Raw genomic sequence first — 16,513 nt, 5'->3', positions numbered from 1 at the left:
CGACTCCGCAGGGTTAAGGTTCGATTTCACTCTCTTCGGCGGCGATCAGGGTGCCTGAGCCGACTTTGGCGCGCAAATATGCGACCATGAAGTCGTTCAGTTCACCGCTCAAGACGAGCGCCGGGTTAGTGGAGATGAACCCGGTGCGCAGGTCTTTCACCTGCTGGTAGGGCTGTAAGACATAGGAGCGAATCTGGTTGCCCCAGCCCGCTTCGACGTTTTCGCCTTTGAGCGCGGACAGTTCGGCTTCGCGCTTCTTGCGTTCCATTTCGAACAGGCGCGATTTGAGAATTTGCATGGCGCGTTCGCGGTTTTGCGTCAGGCTGCGCTGGTTCTGGCAGGTGACAATGGTATTGGTCGGGATGTGCAGAATACGGATGGCCGTTTCGTTCTTCTGCACGTTCTGGCCGCCTGCGCCGCTCGACCGATACGTGTCGATGCGGAGGTCTTTTTCGTTGATTTCGATGTCGATGTCGCCCTGAATGTCCGGCCACAGTTCGATTTTCGCGAACGAGGTGTGACGGCGGGCGGCCGCATCATACGGGCTGATGCGCACCAGGCGGTGCACGCCTTGCTCGCTTTGCAGATAGCCATAGGCGTATTCACCGCGCACGCCAATCATCACGCTTTTGATGCCGGCTTCTTCACCCGCCATCCGTTCGATGATTTCGGTCTTATAGCCGTTGGCTTCGGCCCAGCGCAAGAACATGCGCTCCAGCATTTCGGCCCAGTCCTGCGCCTCGGTGCCGCCCGCGCCCGCATGGATGGCAAGGATGGCATCGGCGCTGTCATAGGGGCCGGAGAGCAGCACTTGCAGCGACATCTTCTCGACGACTTCGGCCAACGCGTTGGCTTCGCTGAGGAGTTCGGGCACGAGATCCGGGTCTTCGAGCGACGCCAGTTCGAGCGCATCTTGAATCCGACCCTTGAGGCTGTTCCAGCGGTCGATCTCCGCGTTCAGCCGCGCGATCTCCTGCATGGTCTTCTGCGCCGCTTCGGGATTCGACCAGAAATCTGGATCGGCAGACTCCGCTTGCAGTTGGTCAGCGCGGCGCTGCTTGCCGTCGAGATCGAGTTTCTGCATCAGCCCGTCGATCTCGTCGCGCATGGTTTCAAACCGGGAATTCAGTGCTTCCATTGGGTTTTATTTCTTCTCGTCTTCGTCTTCGAACAGGCTGTCCACAAAGAAGTCCGGGCGGAAGGGGACGAGATCGCCCACGCGTTCGCCCAAGCCGATATAGTGGACGGGCAGGCCGAGATCATGATTGATCGCGAAGACCATGCCACCTTTGGCGGTGCTGTCCAGCTTGGTGACGATCACGCCCGTCACATCGACCATTTCGCGGAACTTCTCCGCCTGCGTCAGCGCGTTCTGCCCGCTCGTGCCGTCCAGCACCAGCAGGACTTCATGTGGCGCACCTTCGACCACACGCCCGGAGACCGCCTTGATCTTGGCGAGTTCTTCCATGAGGTTATAGTTGGTGTGCAGACGCCCCGCCGTATCCACAATCAAAATATCGCGATTGCGGGCTTTGGCGGCCACCGTCGCGTCATAGACGACGGCGGCGGGATCCGAACCGGGCTTGTTAGCAATCACGGGGACGTTCACCCGTTCGCCCCATGTCTGCAACTGCTCAATCGCCGCGGCGCGAAAGGTATCACCCGCGGCCACCATGACCTTACGCTGATTGATGTTATTGAGGCGGTTGGCCAACTTGGCGATGGTCGTCGTCTTGCCAGAACCGTTCACGCCGACGATGAGGATGATCGAGAGCGGGCGCCCGCTGACGTTGAGCACGGGCGGGTCTTTGAGCGTGCTGAGCAGCGCGTCACGCAGCGCGAGGTGGAGCTGGTCGGCGCGCTTCATGTTTTCGCGGGCGGCGCGGTTGCGCAGTTCCTTCATGACATCGGCGGTGGTTTTTACGCCGACATCCGCCTGAATGAGGAGCGCCTCGAGGTCGTCCCACGTATCATCGTCAATTTGGTTGCTGCCCAACATCTGCGCGATGCGTCCAAAGAACGAAGTACGCGTTTTTGACATGCCGCTGCGGAAAATACCCAAGGTGTATGCTCCTGAAACGCCGGGGGAAATGTGTTTATTGTACTGATCGCCCGAGGGCAAAACAAGATTGTTTCGCCGCGCATCGGCTATAATGAGCGTAACGAATAAGCCTATGATTGTGTTATGGGTAACGATGAGTGATCATTTAACGCACGTGGATGAGAGCGGCAACGCCCGCATGGTGGATGTAGGCGACAAACCGAACAGCGAACGGATGGCGGTCGCGGGTGGGGCGGTTACCATGGCACCGCAAACGCTGGAATTGATTCGGCAGGGGGGCATCAAAAAGGGCGATGTTCTGACGGTGGCACGCATTGCCGGGATCATGGCGGCGAAGCGTACCGCGGATCTCATCCCCCTGTGTCATCCGATTGCGCTGACGCACTTGGATGTCGAACTGACATTAAATACCGATGCACATCGCATCGAGATTGTGGCGACGGCGCGCACGGTCGGCCAGACGGGCGTCGAAATGGAGGCGCTCACGGCGGTGAGCGCGGCGGCGCTGACGATCTACGATATGGCGAAAGCGGTGGATCGCGCTATGCGCATCGGCGACATCCGGCTACTGGAAAAGCGCGGCGGCGTCCACGGCGATTACGTCGCTCAGGAGTCATAAAGCATGGAAATCACGATTTTGCTGTTCGCCACGTTGAAAGATCGCGCCGGCAAAGGACAGTTTTCGCTCACATTACGCGGCGACCACGCGACGATCAGTGATGTGCGGCGCACGCTCGCGGCGGAATACCCGGCGCTGGAAGCACATTTGCATTCCGCGATTTCAGCCGTCAACGAGGAATTCGCGTACGCTGATGATCCGGTCAAAGCCGGGGATCGCGTCGCGTTCTTCCCGCCCGTGAGCGGCGGCAGCGGCGAAGCGGATCCACTGCATCCCGAGGTGTTTCGCCTCGCCGATGCGCCGTTCAGCACCGGACGAACTCGTCGCGGCGATCACGACCCCGGCGACGGGTGCAGCCTGTGTGTTCAGCGGCATGGTGCGCGGCGAGACGGTCGGCCAGAGCGTAACCGCTCACCTCGAATACGAGGCGTATTCGCCGATGGCGATCGCCAAGATGCAGCAGGTCGCCGCGGAGATCCGTCAGCAGTGGCCGCTCGTGCAGGGCATCGCGATTGTGCAGCGCGTCGGGCGCTTAGAAGTTGGGCAGAACACCATCGTGATTGCGTGTTCGTCCGGTCACCGGGACCAAGGCTGTTTTGAAGCGGCTCGCTATGGCATTGACCGCCTCAAAGAGATCGTCCCGGTCTGGAAGAAGGAATTTCGCCCCGATGGCTCATCGTGGGTTGAAGGGCACTACACGCCGCGGCAGGGGGATTAAGGCGGCGCGCAACTAGAGCAATCATTACAGGCGTGGCAAGAAAGAGGATAAACATGGTTCGGCGAGTCGTAGTCACCGGCATGGGGGTTATCTCTCCGCTGGGACACACCGTGGAAGACACCTGGGCAAATATCAAAGCGGGAGTGTGTGGAATCGCCCCGATCACCCGGTTTGACCCCGGCGAAGCGAATGTGCGCATCGCGGCGGAGGTCAAGAACTGGGATCCGACCAAATATATGGCCGCGAAAGAAGCCCGCAAGCGCGACCTCAATCAGCAGTTTTCGGTCGCAGCGGCACAGCAAGCGTTGGCACACTCCGGGCTGGTGATCGACGATAGCAACCGCGTCCGCACGGGCGTCGTGATTGGCTCATCGGTGGGTGGTGTGGGCAGTTATTACAACGAGGCTAAGACACTGTACGAGACGAACGACTGGCGCAAGATCACGCCGTTCGGCATTCCGATGTTCATCGTCAATGGCGGGAGTAACCTCGTCAGCATGGAAATTGGCGCGATGGGGCGGTCGTCTACACCGATTTCAGCGTGTGCGACGGGCGCAGACTGCATCGGCCATGCCTTTGACCTGATCCGCTACGGTAAGCTGGATCACGCGCTGGCGGGCGGTTCGGAATCGCCGATTGTGCCGATTGGCATTGCGGCGTTTGATCGCCTCGGCGCGTGCTCACGCATGAATGACAACCCGGCGGGCGCGTCGCGTCCGTTCGCGAAAGATCGGCAGGGACTGGTCTTCGCGGAAGGGTCGGGCGTGCTGGTGCTGGAAGAGCTAGAAAGCGCGAAAGCGCGCGGCGCGACCATCCTCGCGGAGATGGTCGGTTACGGGGCGACCTCCGATGCCTTCCACATCACCGCGCCGCACCCGGAAGGGATTGGCGCGGGGTTGGCGATTCAGGCGGCGCTCGATGACGCCGGGCTGAAACCGGACGCTATCGACTACATCAACGCGCACGGCACGGCGACCGAACTCAACGACTCGATGGAGACGAAGGCGGTTAAACGGGTGTTTGGCGACCACGCGTACAAGGTGGCGATCAGTTCGACCAAGAGTATGACCGGGCACGGCATGGGCGCGACCGCGGCGATTGAATCGACGTTCGTGATCCTCGCGATGCGCGATCAGATCGCGCCGCCGACCATCAATCTGAACGAACCCGATCCCGAGCTGGATCTCGATTACGTGCCGAATGTGGCGCGTCCGATGCGTATCCGCACGGCCATGAGCAATTCATTCGGCTTTGGCGGGCATAACGTGTCGCTGATCTTCAAGCAATTTGAGAATTGATGTGCATTGATTGACTTGCAAGCATTTCAGAATGGGGTTGGCCTCAGCTTCCGTGACGCCAACCTTTTGCAGCAGGCGCTGACGCACCGTTCGTACGTCAACGAGCATGAGGACGCCGATCTGGTCGACAACGAGCGCTTGGAATTCCTCGGCGATGCGGTGCTCGATTTCGTCACGGGCGATTTGCTGTTCCGCCGTTTCCCTGAAGCGCTCGAAGGCGAACTGACCCGGCTCCGGGCAGCGCTGGTGCGCACGGAGTCGCTGGCAGCGCTGGCCAAGCTGTGTCAGGTCGGCGAGGCGCTGCGGATGGGCAAGGGCGAAGAACACAGCGGTGGCCGTGATCGGCTCAACAATCTGTGCGGCGCGTTTGAGGCCGTGGTCGGCGCGCTGTATGTCGATCAGGGGCTGGATGCGGTCAAGCTGTTTGTAACGCCGCTGCTGCTAAGCCGCCTCGACGTGATCATCGCCGAGCAGCTCGACAAAGACCCGCGCAGCGTGTTACAGGAACGCAGTCAGTACCAGTACGGCAAGACTCCGCATTACCGCTTTGTTGAGGCCAGCGGGCCGGAACACGAGAAAGCCTTCACTTTCGAAGTCTTGATCGGCGATTGGGTAGCAGGGCGCGGCATAGGACGGAGCAAGCAGGCCGCCGCGCACGCCGCCGCCTACGACGCGCTCAAACGCATGGAAGACAAGCCAAATCAAACCGCAGCAGACAGTTAGGTGGCTTTCCGAGAGTCCGAATGTAGGGGCAGACCTATGTGTCTGCGCGCTTCTCCGGGCGCACACACAGGTGCGCCCCTACGTCTGTTGGTGGATCTGTATCAAAGCCCCATCTTACGATCGGGCTGTTTCACAGTTGATGCGGTTTTCACTGTCTACTGTGAACTGTCAACTGAAAACTTCTAGCTACCCGGCGCGCGGTTGAGAATGACCTCGCTGAACGCTAACCGATGATCCGACGCATACGAGTTCATCATCACGCCCGTGCCTGATGACGGCAGGTTACACGTCCACAGATAGTCAAAGCGCGCGCGCGGCAGGCCCGTGCGGACAAAGGTCGACGAGAGTTCGAGCGCCGCGCCCGCGAATGGATCGCTGAAGCCCGCATTGCGCAAGCCTTGTACAAGCGGTGAATCGGGTACGTTGTGGAACGTGCCGCCAATCAGCGTGCGCCCGACGTTGATGCTGCACGCCTGCTGAATATACGTTCCGAAGAGCTGATTGAGCTGACGTTCCTGATCTTGCTCTTGCTCGGTGAGCTGAGTGTCGCCGAGGTCGAACAGGGGGCTGAGCCACGTGTTGTAGAGCGTGACGACCGTGTTCGGGTTGGGCAGTACCTGCACACGCTGCACGCCCGTCTGGTTGCCGAGGCTGTCGAGCAGGGATCCGTCGTCAAAGGCGATCTCGACATTCGACAGGACGGCCAAGCCTTGCAAACCTTCGTTCGTCGCGTAGAAGCGGCGATCCATGCCGAGCCGCCGCGCTAACCACAGCGACTGATCGATGCCGAACGAGGTCAAACGCCCGGCGTCGACTTCTTGCAGGAGCACGACATTCACGCCGCTGCCCTGAATCGTCCGGGCAATGTCTTCGAGACTGTCGTTGTAGAATTCGTCAAAGCCGCCGTGGATGTTGTACGTGCCGACGCGCAGCACTTCTGACCCGCGCACGCCCTGCACAACAGGTGGACGCGACAGGATCGCCGCGCCGACGCCCGCGCCAATCACGATCAGGAGCAGAAGCAGCGACGAGAGCCCGGTTTTGCCACTCCACGCGACGCGGCGCTGCATCTGCGTCATGGGCAGCACGGCAAGGAAGACCGCCAGCAGCAGCAAGCCGAGGCCAAAGCCGCGGAAGCCGCGCAGCAGCGGCGGAATCACTTGATTGAGGAACGCCGCGTCGCCGCTGAAACTGCGCACGAAGGCATACTCGTAGGTGAAGTTGTCGCCGACGATGAGCAAGCCGAACAGCACCAGCCCGAACAGCACCCAGATCGGCCCCAAACTGCGTTCTTTATCAGCGCGTGGGCGCGTGATCCAAAACCATGTGAGGCTGACGAGGAACTGCGCCCCGATCAAGGCCGCGCCCGCGATCACCCCATTGAGGCGTGTTCCCAGAACGATGAGGATGGCGATGAGCAGCATCCACAGCCAACCGCGCACATTCGCATCAAACAGGCTGATGAAGGCGCGCGCCTGACTGCGCACGGTCGGGATGATGGGCAGCAGCGTCGCCACGACGAGCGGCGTGACCATCGTCGTGTGGTTGGTATCCGCGCGCCCGGCTATAGCGTTCGGCAGCGCCAGCAGCGATAATTCGAGGTAGAGTAGCCCGGCCAGACCGAATGCGCCGGTGATCGGCAGCAGACCGCGATTCTCAACCTCGTCGCCTTCGCGCTGACGATTGAGCACGAACTGCAGCAGACTGATGATCACGACGGCGGCCGACAGGATGATCTGGATGTTCAGGTAATCAGGCAGGCGTGACGGATCGGCACTGTTGCCAAAGGCGCGCAGCAGTTGGTCGGCGGTGAAGCCGATGATGAACAGGTAGGGCAGGGTGCTCATGCGCCAGCGGGCGAGCATCAGGATGTAGACGAACGTCCCGCCCACCACCAAGGCCGAGGCCGCCAGCGGCGTGAGCACGCTTCCGGTCGCCATGAACAAGCGACCGAGTGCCACGAGCAGCACGCTCACGATGATGAACGGACGCACACGCCCGAACAGCAGCGTAATCAGCGGCAGGGCGAGCATATAGATTAAAAAGGTCACTTCGCTGTTGACCAACGCCGGATCAGGGATGCGGATGGGCGCATCGATGGTGATGCCGGACATCGTCAAGGCGGTAACCGCGGAGGCGCCCGCGATGCGGCTGTAGATCATACCAATGAGAAAGCGAATCGACTGGACAAAGAACAATCCCATCAGTCCAGCTTCGAGAATCGCTAAGAGTTGCAATCGTCTGTGCATATGCCTTCTTCGTTCGGGTAGCGCGACGCTACAGAAAAGTGTACAAAAGTGGAAATAATTACGCCACTAAAGGATGTGAACATGAACAAGGCGGATACGATCCTCACGGGAGGGATTGTCGTCACAATGAACCGCCAGTATGACATCTTCATGGATGGCGCGGTCGCAATTCTAGGTGAAAATATCATAGCAGTGGGCGCGAGCGCGGACATCAAGGCACGGTTTGAGGCGGAAACCGTGATCGACTGCACGGGGCAGATCATCATGCCCGGTCTGGTGAACGCGCATACGCATGTGCCGATGACGCTGCTGCGCGGGCTGGCCGACGATCTGCGGTTGGATGTGTGGCTGCTCGGGTATATGATGCCGACCGAGCGTGAATTCGTCACGCCGGAGTTTTGCCGCCTCGGCACGCTGCTCGGGTGCGCGGAGATGATCCGTGGCGGGGTGACGGCTTTTGCCGACATGTACTACTTCGAGTCGGATATTGCGCAGGCCACGGCGGAAGCCGGTTTGCGCGGGGTGCTGGGCGAAACGGTGATGAAGTATCCCGCGCCGGACGCGCCGAGTTACGACGACAGCCTCGCCTACACGCGCCAGTTCATCGAAAAGTGGCGCGGGCACACGCTGATCACCCCCGCGGTCGCACCGCACGCGCCGTACTCTAATACCGACGACACGCTGCGGCGCTGCGTCGAATTAGCGCTGGAATATGATGTGCCGCTGCTCACGCATCTCGCCGAGACAAAATTCGAAGTTGACGACAGCCTGAACGAACACGGCATGAGCGTCATCACGCGCATGAATCAGGTGGGCTTATTCGGGGCAAAGGTGCTCGCGGCACACTGCGTGCACATCGACCAGAACGAGATGCACATCCTGCACGATCATGAGGCGACGGTGGCGCACTGCCCGACGAGTAACCTCAAGCTGGCCAGCGGCATCGCCCCGATCACGCAAATGCTCAAGAGCGAGCTGACCGTGGGCATCGGCACGGACGGCACGGCCAGCAATAACGACCTCGACATGATCGAAGAGATGCGCTTGGCGGCGATTCTCGCCAAGACTGACGCGGCTGACCCGACGGCGCTCCCGGCGCGGCAGGCGCTGCTCATGGCGACGCGGCAGGGAGCGGAGGCGCTGTTCCTCGGCGACATCACCGGGAGCCTGGAAGCGGGTAAGCGCGCCGACCTGATCACGCTGGATGACCATCCGCTCCACAACAGCCCGCAGTTCCATCGGGACCAGAATCTGATCTATTCGCGGATCGTATACGCGAGTAAGTCGACTGATGTGCGGCATGTGTGGTGTAATGGCCGCCAGCTTATGCGCGACCGCGAACTGCTCACCGTGGACGAAGCGGCGGTTCTGCGTGACGCGGCGGATATTGCCCGCCGGATCGATAAGTTCCTCGCGCGGCGCGAACAGGACATTCTGAGCAAGCTGCTCGCGATTGGCGGTCTGCAGCAAGCCGAAAGTTTCGAAGTGCAGCTCAAGGCGCAGCTCCCTGACGAAACTCAGATTGAAAAGCTGCTCACGCACCCCGATGTGGAAGTCCTCAAGTCGATTCACTATCGTCAATACGACACCTATTTCCTGTTTGGCGATGCCAATGAGCGCGTGCGCTACCGGGAGGACGACCGGATCGGCGCGGATGGTGAGGTCGAATCGGTGCGCAGCCGTTTGACTTACACGACTCCGACCAAAGAAGGCGAGTTCCACTCGACGATTCTGCTCTCACGGTCGCGCTTCATCGCCGATGCGAACCAATCGCTGCGCTTCTACCGCGAATACTTCCGTCCGGATCAGGAACGCGAGCTGCACAAAGATCGCCAGCGCTGGCATTTGCTGTATCAAGGCGTGCTGTTCTACGTGAATGTGGATCGCGTGTTCAAGCCGGAGCTGGGCGGCGTGTTTGTCGAGATCAAGAGTCGCACGTGGTCGAAATCGGACGCCGAGAACAAAGCGGATCGGATCAAGGCGATGCTCGGGATCCTTGGGCTGGACCCGGCGGCACTCGTCAGCACGGATTACTTGGAGATGCAGACCGCGCCCTAGTGAATGGGGGCACGGCACATCCGGTGGGAGAGCGTAGTTTGCTCTCCCACCGCATTTTCTCAGCGCAATATAACCATTTTGACCGCCACACTGTAAGCTAATCTCAGCTCATGTCGTGCTATACTCGCGCCAGTGTATTTCGTAGAACATAAAGGCGGCAGGCATGACCACGTTGATCACAGGTGGGGCAGGCTTTATCGGCAGCCGTTTGGGGCTGCGTCTGCTCGACCAAGGTGAATCTGTCATCATTCTTGACAACTTCGATCCCTACTATGATCCAGCTCTTAAGCGAGCGAATGTCGCGGCGATGGGGGAGAAAGCAATTGTCGTCGAAGGCAGCGTGTGTGATGAGGCACTGGTAGCGTCCCTCTTTGAACAGTATCCCGTTGACCGGGTGGCGCATCTCGGCGCGTTAGCGAATGTGCGCTATTCGGTCGAGCGCGGGCGGCAGTACGCTGATGTCAACACCAGCGGCACGGTCACGCTGTTGGATGCCGCGCGCAAACATCAGGTCAAGGTGTTCGTCATCGGCTCGACGTCGTCTGTCTACGGACAGACTGCCCGTATCCCGTTTGTTGAAGAGGACACGGCGACGCTGCCGCTTGCTCCGTATCCGGCGAGCAAGCGAGCCGCCGAAATGTTTGGCTACAGTTATCACCAATTATTCGGTTTGAACGTGAATGTAGTGCGTTTTTTTAATGTGTATGGGCCACATGGTCGCCCGGACATGATGCCGATGAAAGCCATTCAGGCGATCTTGCGCGGCGAGACGATCCAGCTCTTTGAAGGTGGCGAACTCCAGCGGGATTGGACCTACATCGACGATATTGTCGCAGGGGTCTGCTTGGCGTTGGATAAGCCGCTCGGTTATGAAATCTTCAATCTTGGTTTTGGCGCGCCGATCACGCTGAATGCGTTCATCCGCATCTATGAGCGCTTGATCGGTAAGCAGGCGGTGACCGTCAATGTGCCGACGCCGCGCAGTGAGCCGCCAATCACTTACTGCGACAACAGCAAAGCGCGGACTCTGCTTGGTTTTGCGCCCAAAGTCGATATCGAAACCGGGCTAACACGCACCTGGGAATGGTACTGCGAACGCTATGGCGTCTCGGTTAATCCTGCTGGGGCGGATTATTGAGGCGGAAGCCGTGCCCGCGCACCGTGATAATGTACTGCCACTGCGGGTCGATCTCGGCGAGACGATCCCGCAGGCGGCGGACAAGCGCGTCAATCGCCTGCTCGCTCACCCCTTCGCCGATCACGTCCGGCCACACGGTTTCGACGACTTTATCGCGCGTGCAAATGCGTTCACCGCTGGTGTAGAGCAGTTCCAGTAGACGGTACTGCGGCGGGCTGAGCGGCGGGTCAATTTCGGCGTTGTTGATGAACACGCGCCGCGCTTCCGGGTCGATACGCAAACGCCCGCCTGTGATATCGGCGGGAACGACGGACTGCCGCGGCGCAGTCGCGCCCGTGCCGATGAACTGTAAGCGAATGGCCAGCGCCAGCGAAATCTGGTCGCCATCTTCGAGCAGATGTGTGCCTTTCAACTGCACGCCGTTCACCCACGTCCCATTGCGGCTGTCTAAGTCCTGCACGTAATAAACATCATTTTCCGCATAAACCCGAATATGATGCCGCGACACCTGACGTTCGGGCAGGACGATGTCGCAGTCTTCTCCGCGCCCGATGACCAGACTCTGCCCGTTTAAAACCCACTGGGTGTCCGCCATCTTGTCGGAGTGAATTATCAGCATGGGTTGATCCAAAGTTGACTCAGACATCGCTGCTGCTCCTGAATGCCCCGCACGTGTACACGATAAGCTCCAAGTATTATACCGTTTATTTCATTGCGCTGCGACCAGAATTGTCACGGGAGCCGAGGTGATATAGCCCGTCCACAGCCCTTGATCGGGATAGATGGGCGTGGCGACGATGCCCGGCTCCGGCACGACCTGCCCACGGGTTGCGCCGCGGTAGTAGGCGGTGACGCTGGCTGTCCCGCTGACCAGCGACGGATCGACGAGCACATTGCCGTTGGGGAACTCGACGGTGTGCACGCAGCGCTGCCGCGGCCCCAGCAAACGAATCGAGGTTTCGGGGATGGTGGTGCTGTCCTGCCGACCTAAGCCCGCCGCGAGCGAGGTAGTTGGATTGAAGATCAAGCCCATGCCGCTGGAGTTGTTGTCGCCGACGAGCACCTGTGTCGGGTTGTAGACGATGGCGACTGTGCCCAAAGATTCGTTGGTGATAATGATTTGGACGAAGAAGCTGCCCGCCGGGTCGCGCGTGATGGTCGTCGGTGCGACGCGGATGCTCAGCGGGTTTTCGGCGGAGCGGCCGAGCAGCGATTGATGGTTGGCGCGGTCGTCCGCGGTGCGCAGCCACGAGCAGGGCACGCCCTCGTAGAACTGCGGGAAGATGCCGGAAACGAAGCGGGGCAGGTTGTTGGGCCCGGCAAACACCAGCAGCAGCAGCAGCAAAATCACGCCGACGAGCAGGCTCGAACTATTGGTGTTGCGCAGCAAACGCATCAGATCTCCTGAAGGCGGCGCTCAACGTCATGGAGGAGCGCGTCGATATCCACTGAGTCTCTATTGTGCCACAGCATGCCGGGATCGTGCCCGCGAAACCACGTAAGTTGGCGGCGGATGAAGTCATGGGTGGCGTTCTTCGTGAGCGTGACGGCCTGCGCTAATGACAAGCCGTCGAGCAGATGGGCAGCGAGTTCGCGATAGCCAAGCCCGCTCATCGATGGCAGGGTACGGTCGTAGCCCGCGGCGAGCAGGCGGCGCACTTCGTCGAGGAAGCCCGCGGCCAGCATCGCATCGACGCGCTGATCGGCGCGCTCGTACAAACGCTCTCGCTCCAACATCAGACCGTAGTGCTGAATCCGATAGGGCGGGGGATGCTTCTGGCGCTGGGCGCTGAACGGTTGCCCGGTCACCTGAGTCACTTCGATGGCGCGCACCACACGGCGGATGTTGCGCGGGTCAATGAAAGCTTGGGCCTCCGGGTCGAGGGCGAGCAAACGGTCGAATAGGGCGCGTGCGCCGTGTGCAGCAGCATAGGCTTCCAGTTCGGCGCGCAGTTCGGGCTGTGGCGGGACTTCGGGCGGCGACCAGCCTTCGATCACTGCGGTGATGTACTGCCCGGTGCCTCCGACCAACAGCGGCACTTTGCCGCGCGTGTGGATGTCGTCAATGGCGGCATAGGCGAGGCGTTGATAATTGGCCAGCGAGAGGTCGCCATCCGGCTGGATGAGGTCGATCAGGTGGTGAGGAACACGGGCGCGTTCTTCCGGCGTAGGCTTGGCGGTGCCGATGTCCATCAGCGTGTAGATCTGGCGGCTGTCTGCGCCGACGATTTCGCCGCGGATGGTTTCGGCGATGGTAAGCGCGAGTTCGGTTTTACCAACGGCCGTCGCGCCGAGGATGACGATCAGCGGCTTACCAGTCAAGCGCGTTCTCCACATGGTCGATGATCGGTTGAGCGCCACGGGGCAACGCCACCGCGATCACGTCGATGCGCCACGCCTGATCAGTCAGGTTGTGCAATTGCAGGTAGAGTTCGACGGTGCGTACAAGCTTGGCTTGTTTGCGCGGGGTGATGCTGGCAAAGGCGGTTTCGGTGGTGGGGCTGTGCCGCGAACGGACTTCAACAAACACGAGCGTCTCGCCATCACGGGCAACGATGTCGATCTCACCTTTGGGCTGATCGCAGCGCCAATTCAGGTTGAGGATCGTGTAGCCGTGTGCCTTGAGATAATTGGCCGCGAGGGTCTCGCCTACGTGCCCGGTTGCCTGTCTGGACATGCCGCCTCGTCCACCGCAATAAACACAGAGACGCCCTGCGCGGCGTCCATTCCCCAGTATAGCAGGAAACAGGCACTGTCGAAGGGCGTCTCTGTGTGATTGATCGGTTATTGGCGCGGCAGCAGTTTGCGGAACTTGTAGCCGTAGATGATGACGCCGCGCGGACCTTCGGTGGTGAGCTTGCGAGTGACCATTTCGACGCGATCCCCGATAGCGAGTTGATCGCCGTCCAAATCGGTGATCTGCGCGGTGATCATCACACCTTCGTCCAGCTTGACCAGCGCCAGCACATACGGCGCCTGATCTTCGTACCCCTCCGGGGGTTCCTGCACGGTGGTGTAACTGAAAACTCTCACCGGTGCCGGCGAACTGAAAGCGTTCGCTCAGCTCAATTTGCTTTTTTCCGGTATCCATTGCGCCTATTTTCCGACGACGACCTCAACCGGCTTTGCAGCGGGCGTCTTCGTCGTATCGTGTACACGCACATCCACCACCACAGGACGGTTCTGAAGGCTCACGCCGCCATTTTGATAGCGGACGCCTTCCAAACGATAGCGCTGTGAGTTAAGACGCCAGTGACGTGAAATCTGCATGATAGGTAACTCCCTCGTCCATTTCGTTTCGTGCATTCTTGCACAAGTTGATTGCCAGTCTACGTTGAGAGGCCTATCAAAAGCTATCAGATGTCGCTTGATAGGCTCTCTAATCCCCGCATCATCTAGGCTTACACGCTCAAAATGTGGGTGATCGCGGTGCTGCCAAAGCCGCCGATATTCTGGATCAGGGCGACCCGCGCATCCGCGACTTGGTTCGCGCCTGCCGCGCCACGCAGTTGGAGCGCCGCTTCCACGGCCTGATACACGCCCGTCGCGCCGACCGGATTACCACGGCTCTTGAGACCGCCAAACGTGCACAGGGGCAGCTCACCCCCCAGGCCGATCTGACCGTCTTTCGCCAGCTTCCAGCCCTGACCGCGTTCGGCAAAACCCGCCGCTTCCAGAGTCAAGGCGCTGAGAATGGTGAAGGCATCGTGCAGTTCGAACAGGTCGATATCGCGGTGCGTCACCCCCGCTTGCTGGAAGGCTCTGTAGACTGATGCCCGCACAGCGCTCAGATCGAGCAGGTCAGCGCGTTCGGCGAGGGCGAGGGTATCGCTGGCCGCGGCGCTGCCGAGAATTTCGACCGGACGCGGCACGAGATCGCCCGCGCGTTCGCCGGAGGTGATGATGACCGCCGCCGCGCCATCGGCATCCGGCGCGCTGTCAAACAGGCTGACTGGTTCGGAAATCATTGGGGCACGGGCGAATGCGCCCGGCTTGATCTGGTTCCGATACATGGCGTTAGCGTTTTTGCCGCCGTTGGCATGCGCGTTGATGCTGAAGTTCTCGAAGGCGCTCAGATCGACGCCATATTCGTGCATGTAGCGGCGCATGACCAGCGCGGCGAGGGCGGTCAACGTGGCTCCCTGTACCGCTTCATAGTCGGCGTCGAGGCTGACGTTGCGGGCGCGGGTGTGTGCGGTACTGACCGTATCGGTCGACTTTTCCACGCCGAGCACGAGCGCAGTTTCGACCGCGCCCGAGGCTACCGCGAGGTAGCCGGTGCGCAGAGCCGCCCCGCCGGAAGCGTCGCCTGCCTCAACGGTGAAGGTCTCTACGCCGCCCAACCCGGAATAATCCGCGATCAGCGCGCCGAGCTGCGACTGACTGCTGAACGAGGCTCCGTAAGCGTTGCCGACGTACAGTGCGTCGACGCTCTTGAGGCCAGCGTCTTCCAGCGCGGCCTGCACTGCGTCCGCGGCGATCATGCGGATGCTGGCGTCCCAATGTTCTCCAACGGGCGTCTGTCCGACCCCGATAATCGCTGCTTTACGCATAGTTTTCAGTCCCTCAACAGTCCACGATAACGGCAGTACGTCGCGTAGTCGATCGGCGTGCGGCGGGCGATGTAGTCCCGCGTCTTGGGCGCGCGGTCGCGCACTTCGAGGATGCGGTCGGTCACGACGATGTCGAAAGCGTCCGAGCCCGCGCCGCTGCCATAGCTGATCATCAGGATGCGGTCACCGGGGGTGGCGACATCGAGAATCGCCGTCAAGCCGAGCATGCACGAGCCGGAGTACACATTGCCGATTTCGTCGGCCAGCAGACCGATTTTCATCTGTTCCGGCTTGAAGCCGACCATCTGCGCGGCGCGGGACGGGAACTTGACATTTGGCTGGTGGAACACCGTGTGCGTGTAATCGGCGGCGGTCGTGCCCATCATTTCCATGAGGCGGCTGGCCGCGCTCGTCGTGTGATTGAAATAGGCCGGTTCACCCGTGAAGCGTTCGCCGTGACTCGGGTAGCTTTCGTCCGCACGCCGCCAGAAGTCGGGCGTGTCGGTGACGAAGCTGTAGCTCCCCTGATAGATCGCGCAGGCTTCTTCCGCAGCGCCGATGATGAAGGCCGCGCCGCCGGAAGCCGCAGTGTATTCCAGCGCGTCGCCGGGGCGGGACTGCGCCGTATCCATGCCGATGCTCAACGTATAGGCGCCCATGCCGCTGCCCACCATGCCGATGGAGGCTTGGACAGCTTCGGTACCCGCTTTACACGCGAATTCCCAGTCCGCCGCCTGGATGTTGGGCGACGCGCCGATGCTTTCGGCGACGATGGTGCTGGTCGGCTTGACGGCATAGGGATGGCTTTCGCTGCCAATCCACACCGCCCGCAGCGCTTGCGGGTCGATGCCCGACCGGGCGAGCGCGTTGCGCGCCGCCTCAATTGACATGGTCGTCACGTCTTCATCAGGTCCCGCGACCGCTTTTTCGGTCACTGGGCTGCCGCCAAGGCCGCCCGTCCAGACGCGGGCGACTTCGCTGCCCGGCAGGCGGAAACGCGGCACGTAGGCGCCGTAGCCGACGATGCCAACGGGCTTCGACGGGCGCATGAGATGCGATTGATCGCGTAAGGAATTAGCTGTCATACCAGTGTCC

The 16,513-nt window shown here is 60.7% G+C and carries 17 protein-coding genes and 1 pseudogene; 7 read left to right on the top strand and 11 right to left on the bottom strand.

Features of this window, described 5'->3' with window-relative positions; all coding sequences use genetic code 11:
• Positions 1-13 precede the first annotated feature (13 nt).
• Positions 14-1,138, bottom strand: a complete 1,125-nt coding sequence (prfB, locus tag IPK17_RS24600; protein WP_343420340.1) for a peptide chain release factor 2 — start codon at positions 1,136-1,138, stop codon at positions 14-16.
• A 6-nt stretch (positions 1,139-1,144) separates the two neighbouring features.
• Complete coding sequence (ftsY, locus tag IPK17_RS24595; protein WP_343420339.1) at positions 1,145-2,062, bottom strand: signal recognition particle-docking protein FtsY; 918 nt, start codon at positions 2,060-2,062, stop codon at positions 1,145-1,147.
• Positions 2,063-2,195: 133 nt separating this feature from the next.
• Between ftsY and moaC the strand changes: the two genes are divergently transcribed.
• The 5 genes and pseudogenes from moaC to rnc all read left to right on the top strand — a co-directional run bounded on the left by moaC (position 2,196) and on the right by rnc (position 5,420).
• Complete coding sequence (gene moaC, locus IPK17_RS24590) at positions 2,196-2,681, top strand: cyclic pyranopterin monophosphate synthase MoaC (protein ID WP_343420338.1); 486 nt, start codon at positions 2,196-2,198, stop codon at positions 2,679-2,681.
• Positions 2,682-2,684: 3 nt separating this feature from the next.
• A pseudogene (locus IPK17_RS24585) lies at positions 2,685-2,870 on the top strand (MoaD/ThiS family protein); the annotation flags it as partial.
• Positions 2,871-2,976: 106 nt separating this feature from the next.
• Complete coding sequence (locus IPK17_RS24580) at positions 2,977-3,399, top strand: molybdenum cofactor biosynthesis protein MoaE (protein ID WP_343420337.1); 423 nt, start codon at positions 2,977-2,979, stop codon at positions 3,397-3,399.
• 53 nt (positions 3,400-3,452) lie between these two features.
• Positions 3,453-4,697, top strand: coding sequence for a beta-ketoacyl-ACP synthase II (gene fabF, locus IPK17_RS24575; RefSeq protein WP_343420336.1), 1,245 nt, complete (start codon positions 3,453-3,455; stop codon positions 4,695-4,697).
• A 6-nt stretch (positions 4,698-4,703) separates the two neighbouring features.
• Positions 4,704-5,420 carry a ribonuclease III gene (gene rnc, locus IPK17_RS24570; protein WP_343420335.1) on the top strand — a complete coding sequence of 239 codons (717 nt, stop codon included), beginning with the start codon at positions 4,704-4,706 and terminating at the stop codon, positions 5,418-5,420.
• 182 nt (positions 5,421-5,602) lie between these two features.
• Here the strand turns inward: rnc and IPK17_RS24565 are convergent, their stop codons facing one another.
• Entirely contained in the window at positions 5,603-7,669 is a 2,067-nt protein-coding gene (locus tag IPK17_RS24565; protein ID WP_343420334.1) for an endonuclease/exonuclease/phosphatase family protein, read from the bottom strand.
• Between the two features lie 81 nt (positions 7,670-7,750).
• Here IPK17_RS24565 and IPK17_RS24560 point away from each other — a divergent pair, with 81 nt between their 5' ends.
• A complete protein-coding gene (locus tag IPK17_RS24560; protein ID WP_343420333.1) occupies positions 7,751-9,727 on the top strand; it encodes an amidohydrolase family protein in 1,977 nt (658 codons plus the stop codon).
• 163 nt (positions 9,728-9,890) lie between these two features.
• The gene (locus IPK17_RS24555; RefSeq protein ID WP_343420332.1) at positions 9,891-10,865 is read left to right on the top strand and encodes an NAD-dependent epimerase/dehydratase family protein; all 975 of its coding nucleotides are present in this window, start codon (positions 9,891-9,893) and stop codon (positions 10,863-10,865) included.
• Here the strand turns inward: IPK17_RS24555 and IPK17_RS24550 are convergent.
• From IPK17_RS24550 to IPK17_RS24515, 8 genes are all read right to left on the bottom strand, one after another.
• Complete coding sequence (locus tag IPK17_RS24550) at positions 10,840-11,511, bottom strand: FHA domain-containing protein (protein WP_343420331.1); 672 nt, start codon at positions 11,509-11,511, stop codon at positions 10,840-10,842. The two genes, IPK17_RS24555 and IPK17_RS24550, sit on opposite strands and share 26 nt — an antisense overlap.
• A gap of 63 nt (positions 11,512-11,574) precedes the next feature.
• Positions 11,575-12,261: a hypothetical protein gene (locus IPK17_RS24545; RefSeq protein ID WP_343420330.1), complete on the bottom strand. Its 687-nt coding sequence runs from the start codon at positions 12,259-12,261 to the stop codon at positions 11,575-11,577.
• Positions 12,261-13,187, bottom strand: a complete 927-nt coding sequence (gene miaA, locus IPK17_RS24540; RefSeq protein WP_343420329.1) for a tRNA (adenosine(37)-N6)-dimethylallyltransferase MiaA — start codon at positions 13,185-13,187, stop codon at positions 12,261-12,263. The genes IPK17_RS24545 and miaA overlap by 1 nt, the downstream gene beginning before the upstream one ends.
• Positions 13,177-13,542 carry a YraN family protein gene (locus tag IPK17_RS24535; RefSeq protein ID WP_343420328.1) on the bottom strand — a complete coding sequence of 122 codons (366 nt, stop codon included), beginning with the start codon at positions 13,540-13,542 and terminating at the stop codon, positions 13,177-13,179. The genes miaA and IPK17_RS24535 overlap by 11 nt, the downstream gene beginning before the upstream one ends.
• Positions 13,543-13,649: 107 nt before the next feature.
• Positions 13,650-13,898, bottom strand: coding sequence for a Zn-ribbon domain-containing OB-fold protein (locus tag IPK17_RS24530; protein ID WP_343420327.1), 249 nt, complete (start codon positions 13,896-13,898; stop codon positions 13,650-13,652).
• Positions 13,899-13,961: 63 nt separating this feature from the next.
• Positions 13,962-14,135, bottom strand: a complete 174-nt coding sequence (locus tag IPK17_RS24525) for a hypothetical protein (RefSeq protein WP_343420326.1) — start codon at positions 14,133-14,135, stop codon at positions 13,962-13,964.
• Positions 14,136-14,266: 131 nt separating this feature from the next.
• The gene (locus tag IPK17_RS24520; RefSeq protein ID WP_343420325.1) at positions 14,267-15,418 is read right to left on the bottom strand and encodes a thiolase C-terminal domain-containing protein; all 1,152 of its coding nucleotides are present in this window, start codon (positions 15,416-15,418) and stop codon (positions 14,267-14,269) included.
• 5 nt (positions 15,419-15,423) lie between these two features.
• On the bottom strand, positions 15,424-16,503 hold the full coding sequence (locus IPK17_RS24515; protein ID WP_343420324.1) for a hydroxymethylglutaryl-CoA synthase: 1,080 nt from the start codon (positions 16,501-16,503) through the stop codon (positions 15,424-15,426).
• Positions 16,504-16,513: the final 10 nt, after the last annotated feature.

The sequence above is a fragment of the Candidatus Flexifilum breve genome (genome assembly GCF_016713355.1).
The sequence above is the reverse complement of the archived record's forward strand: the minus strand, read 5'-3'. Positions and strand labels throughout refer to the sequence as shown.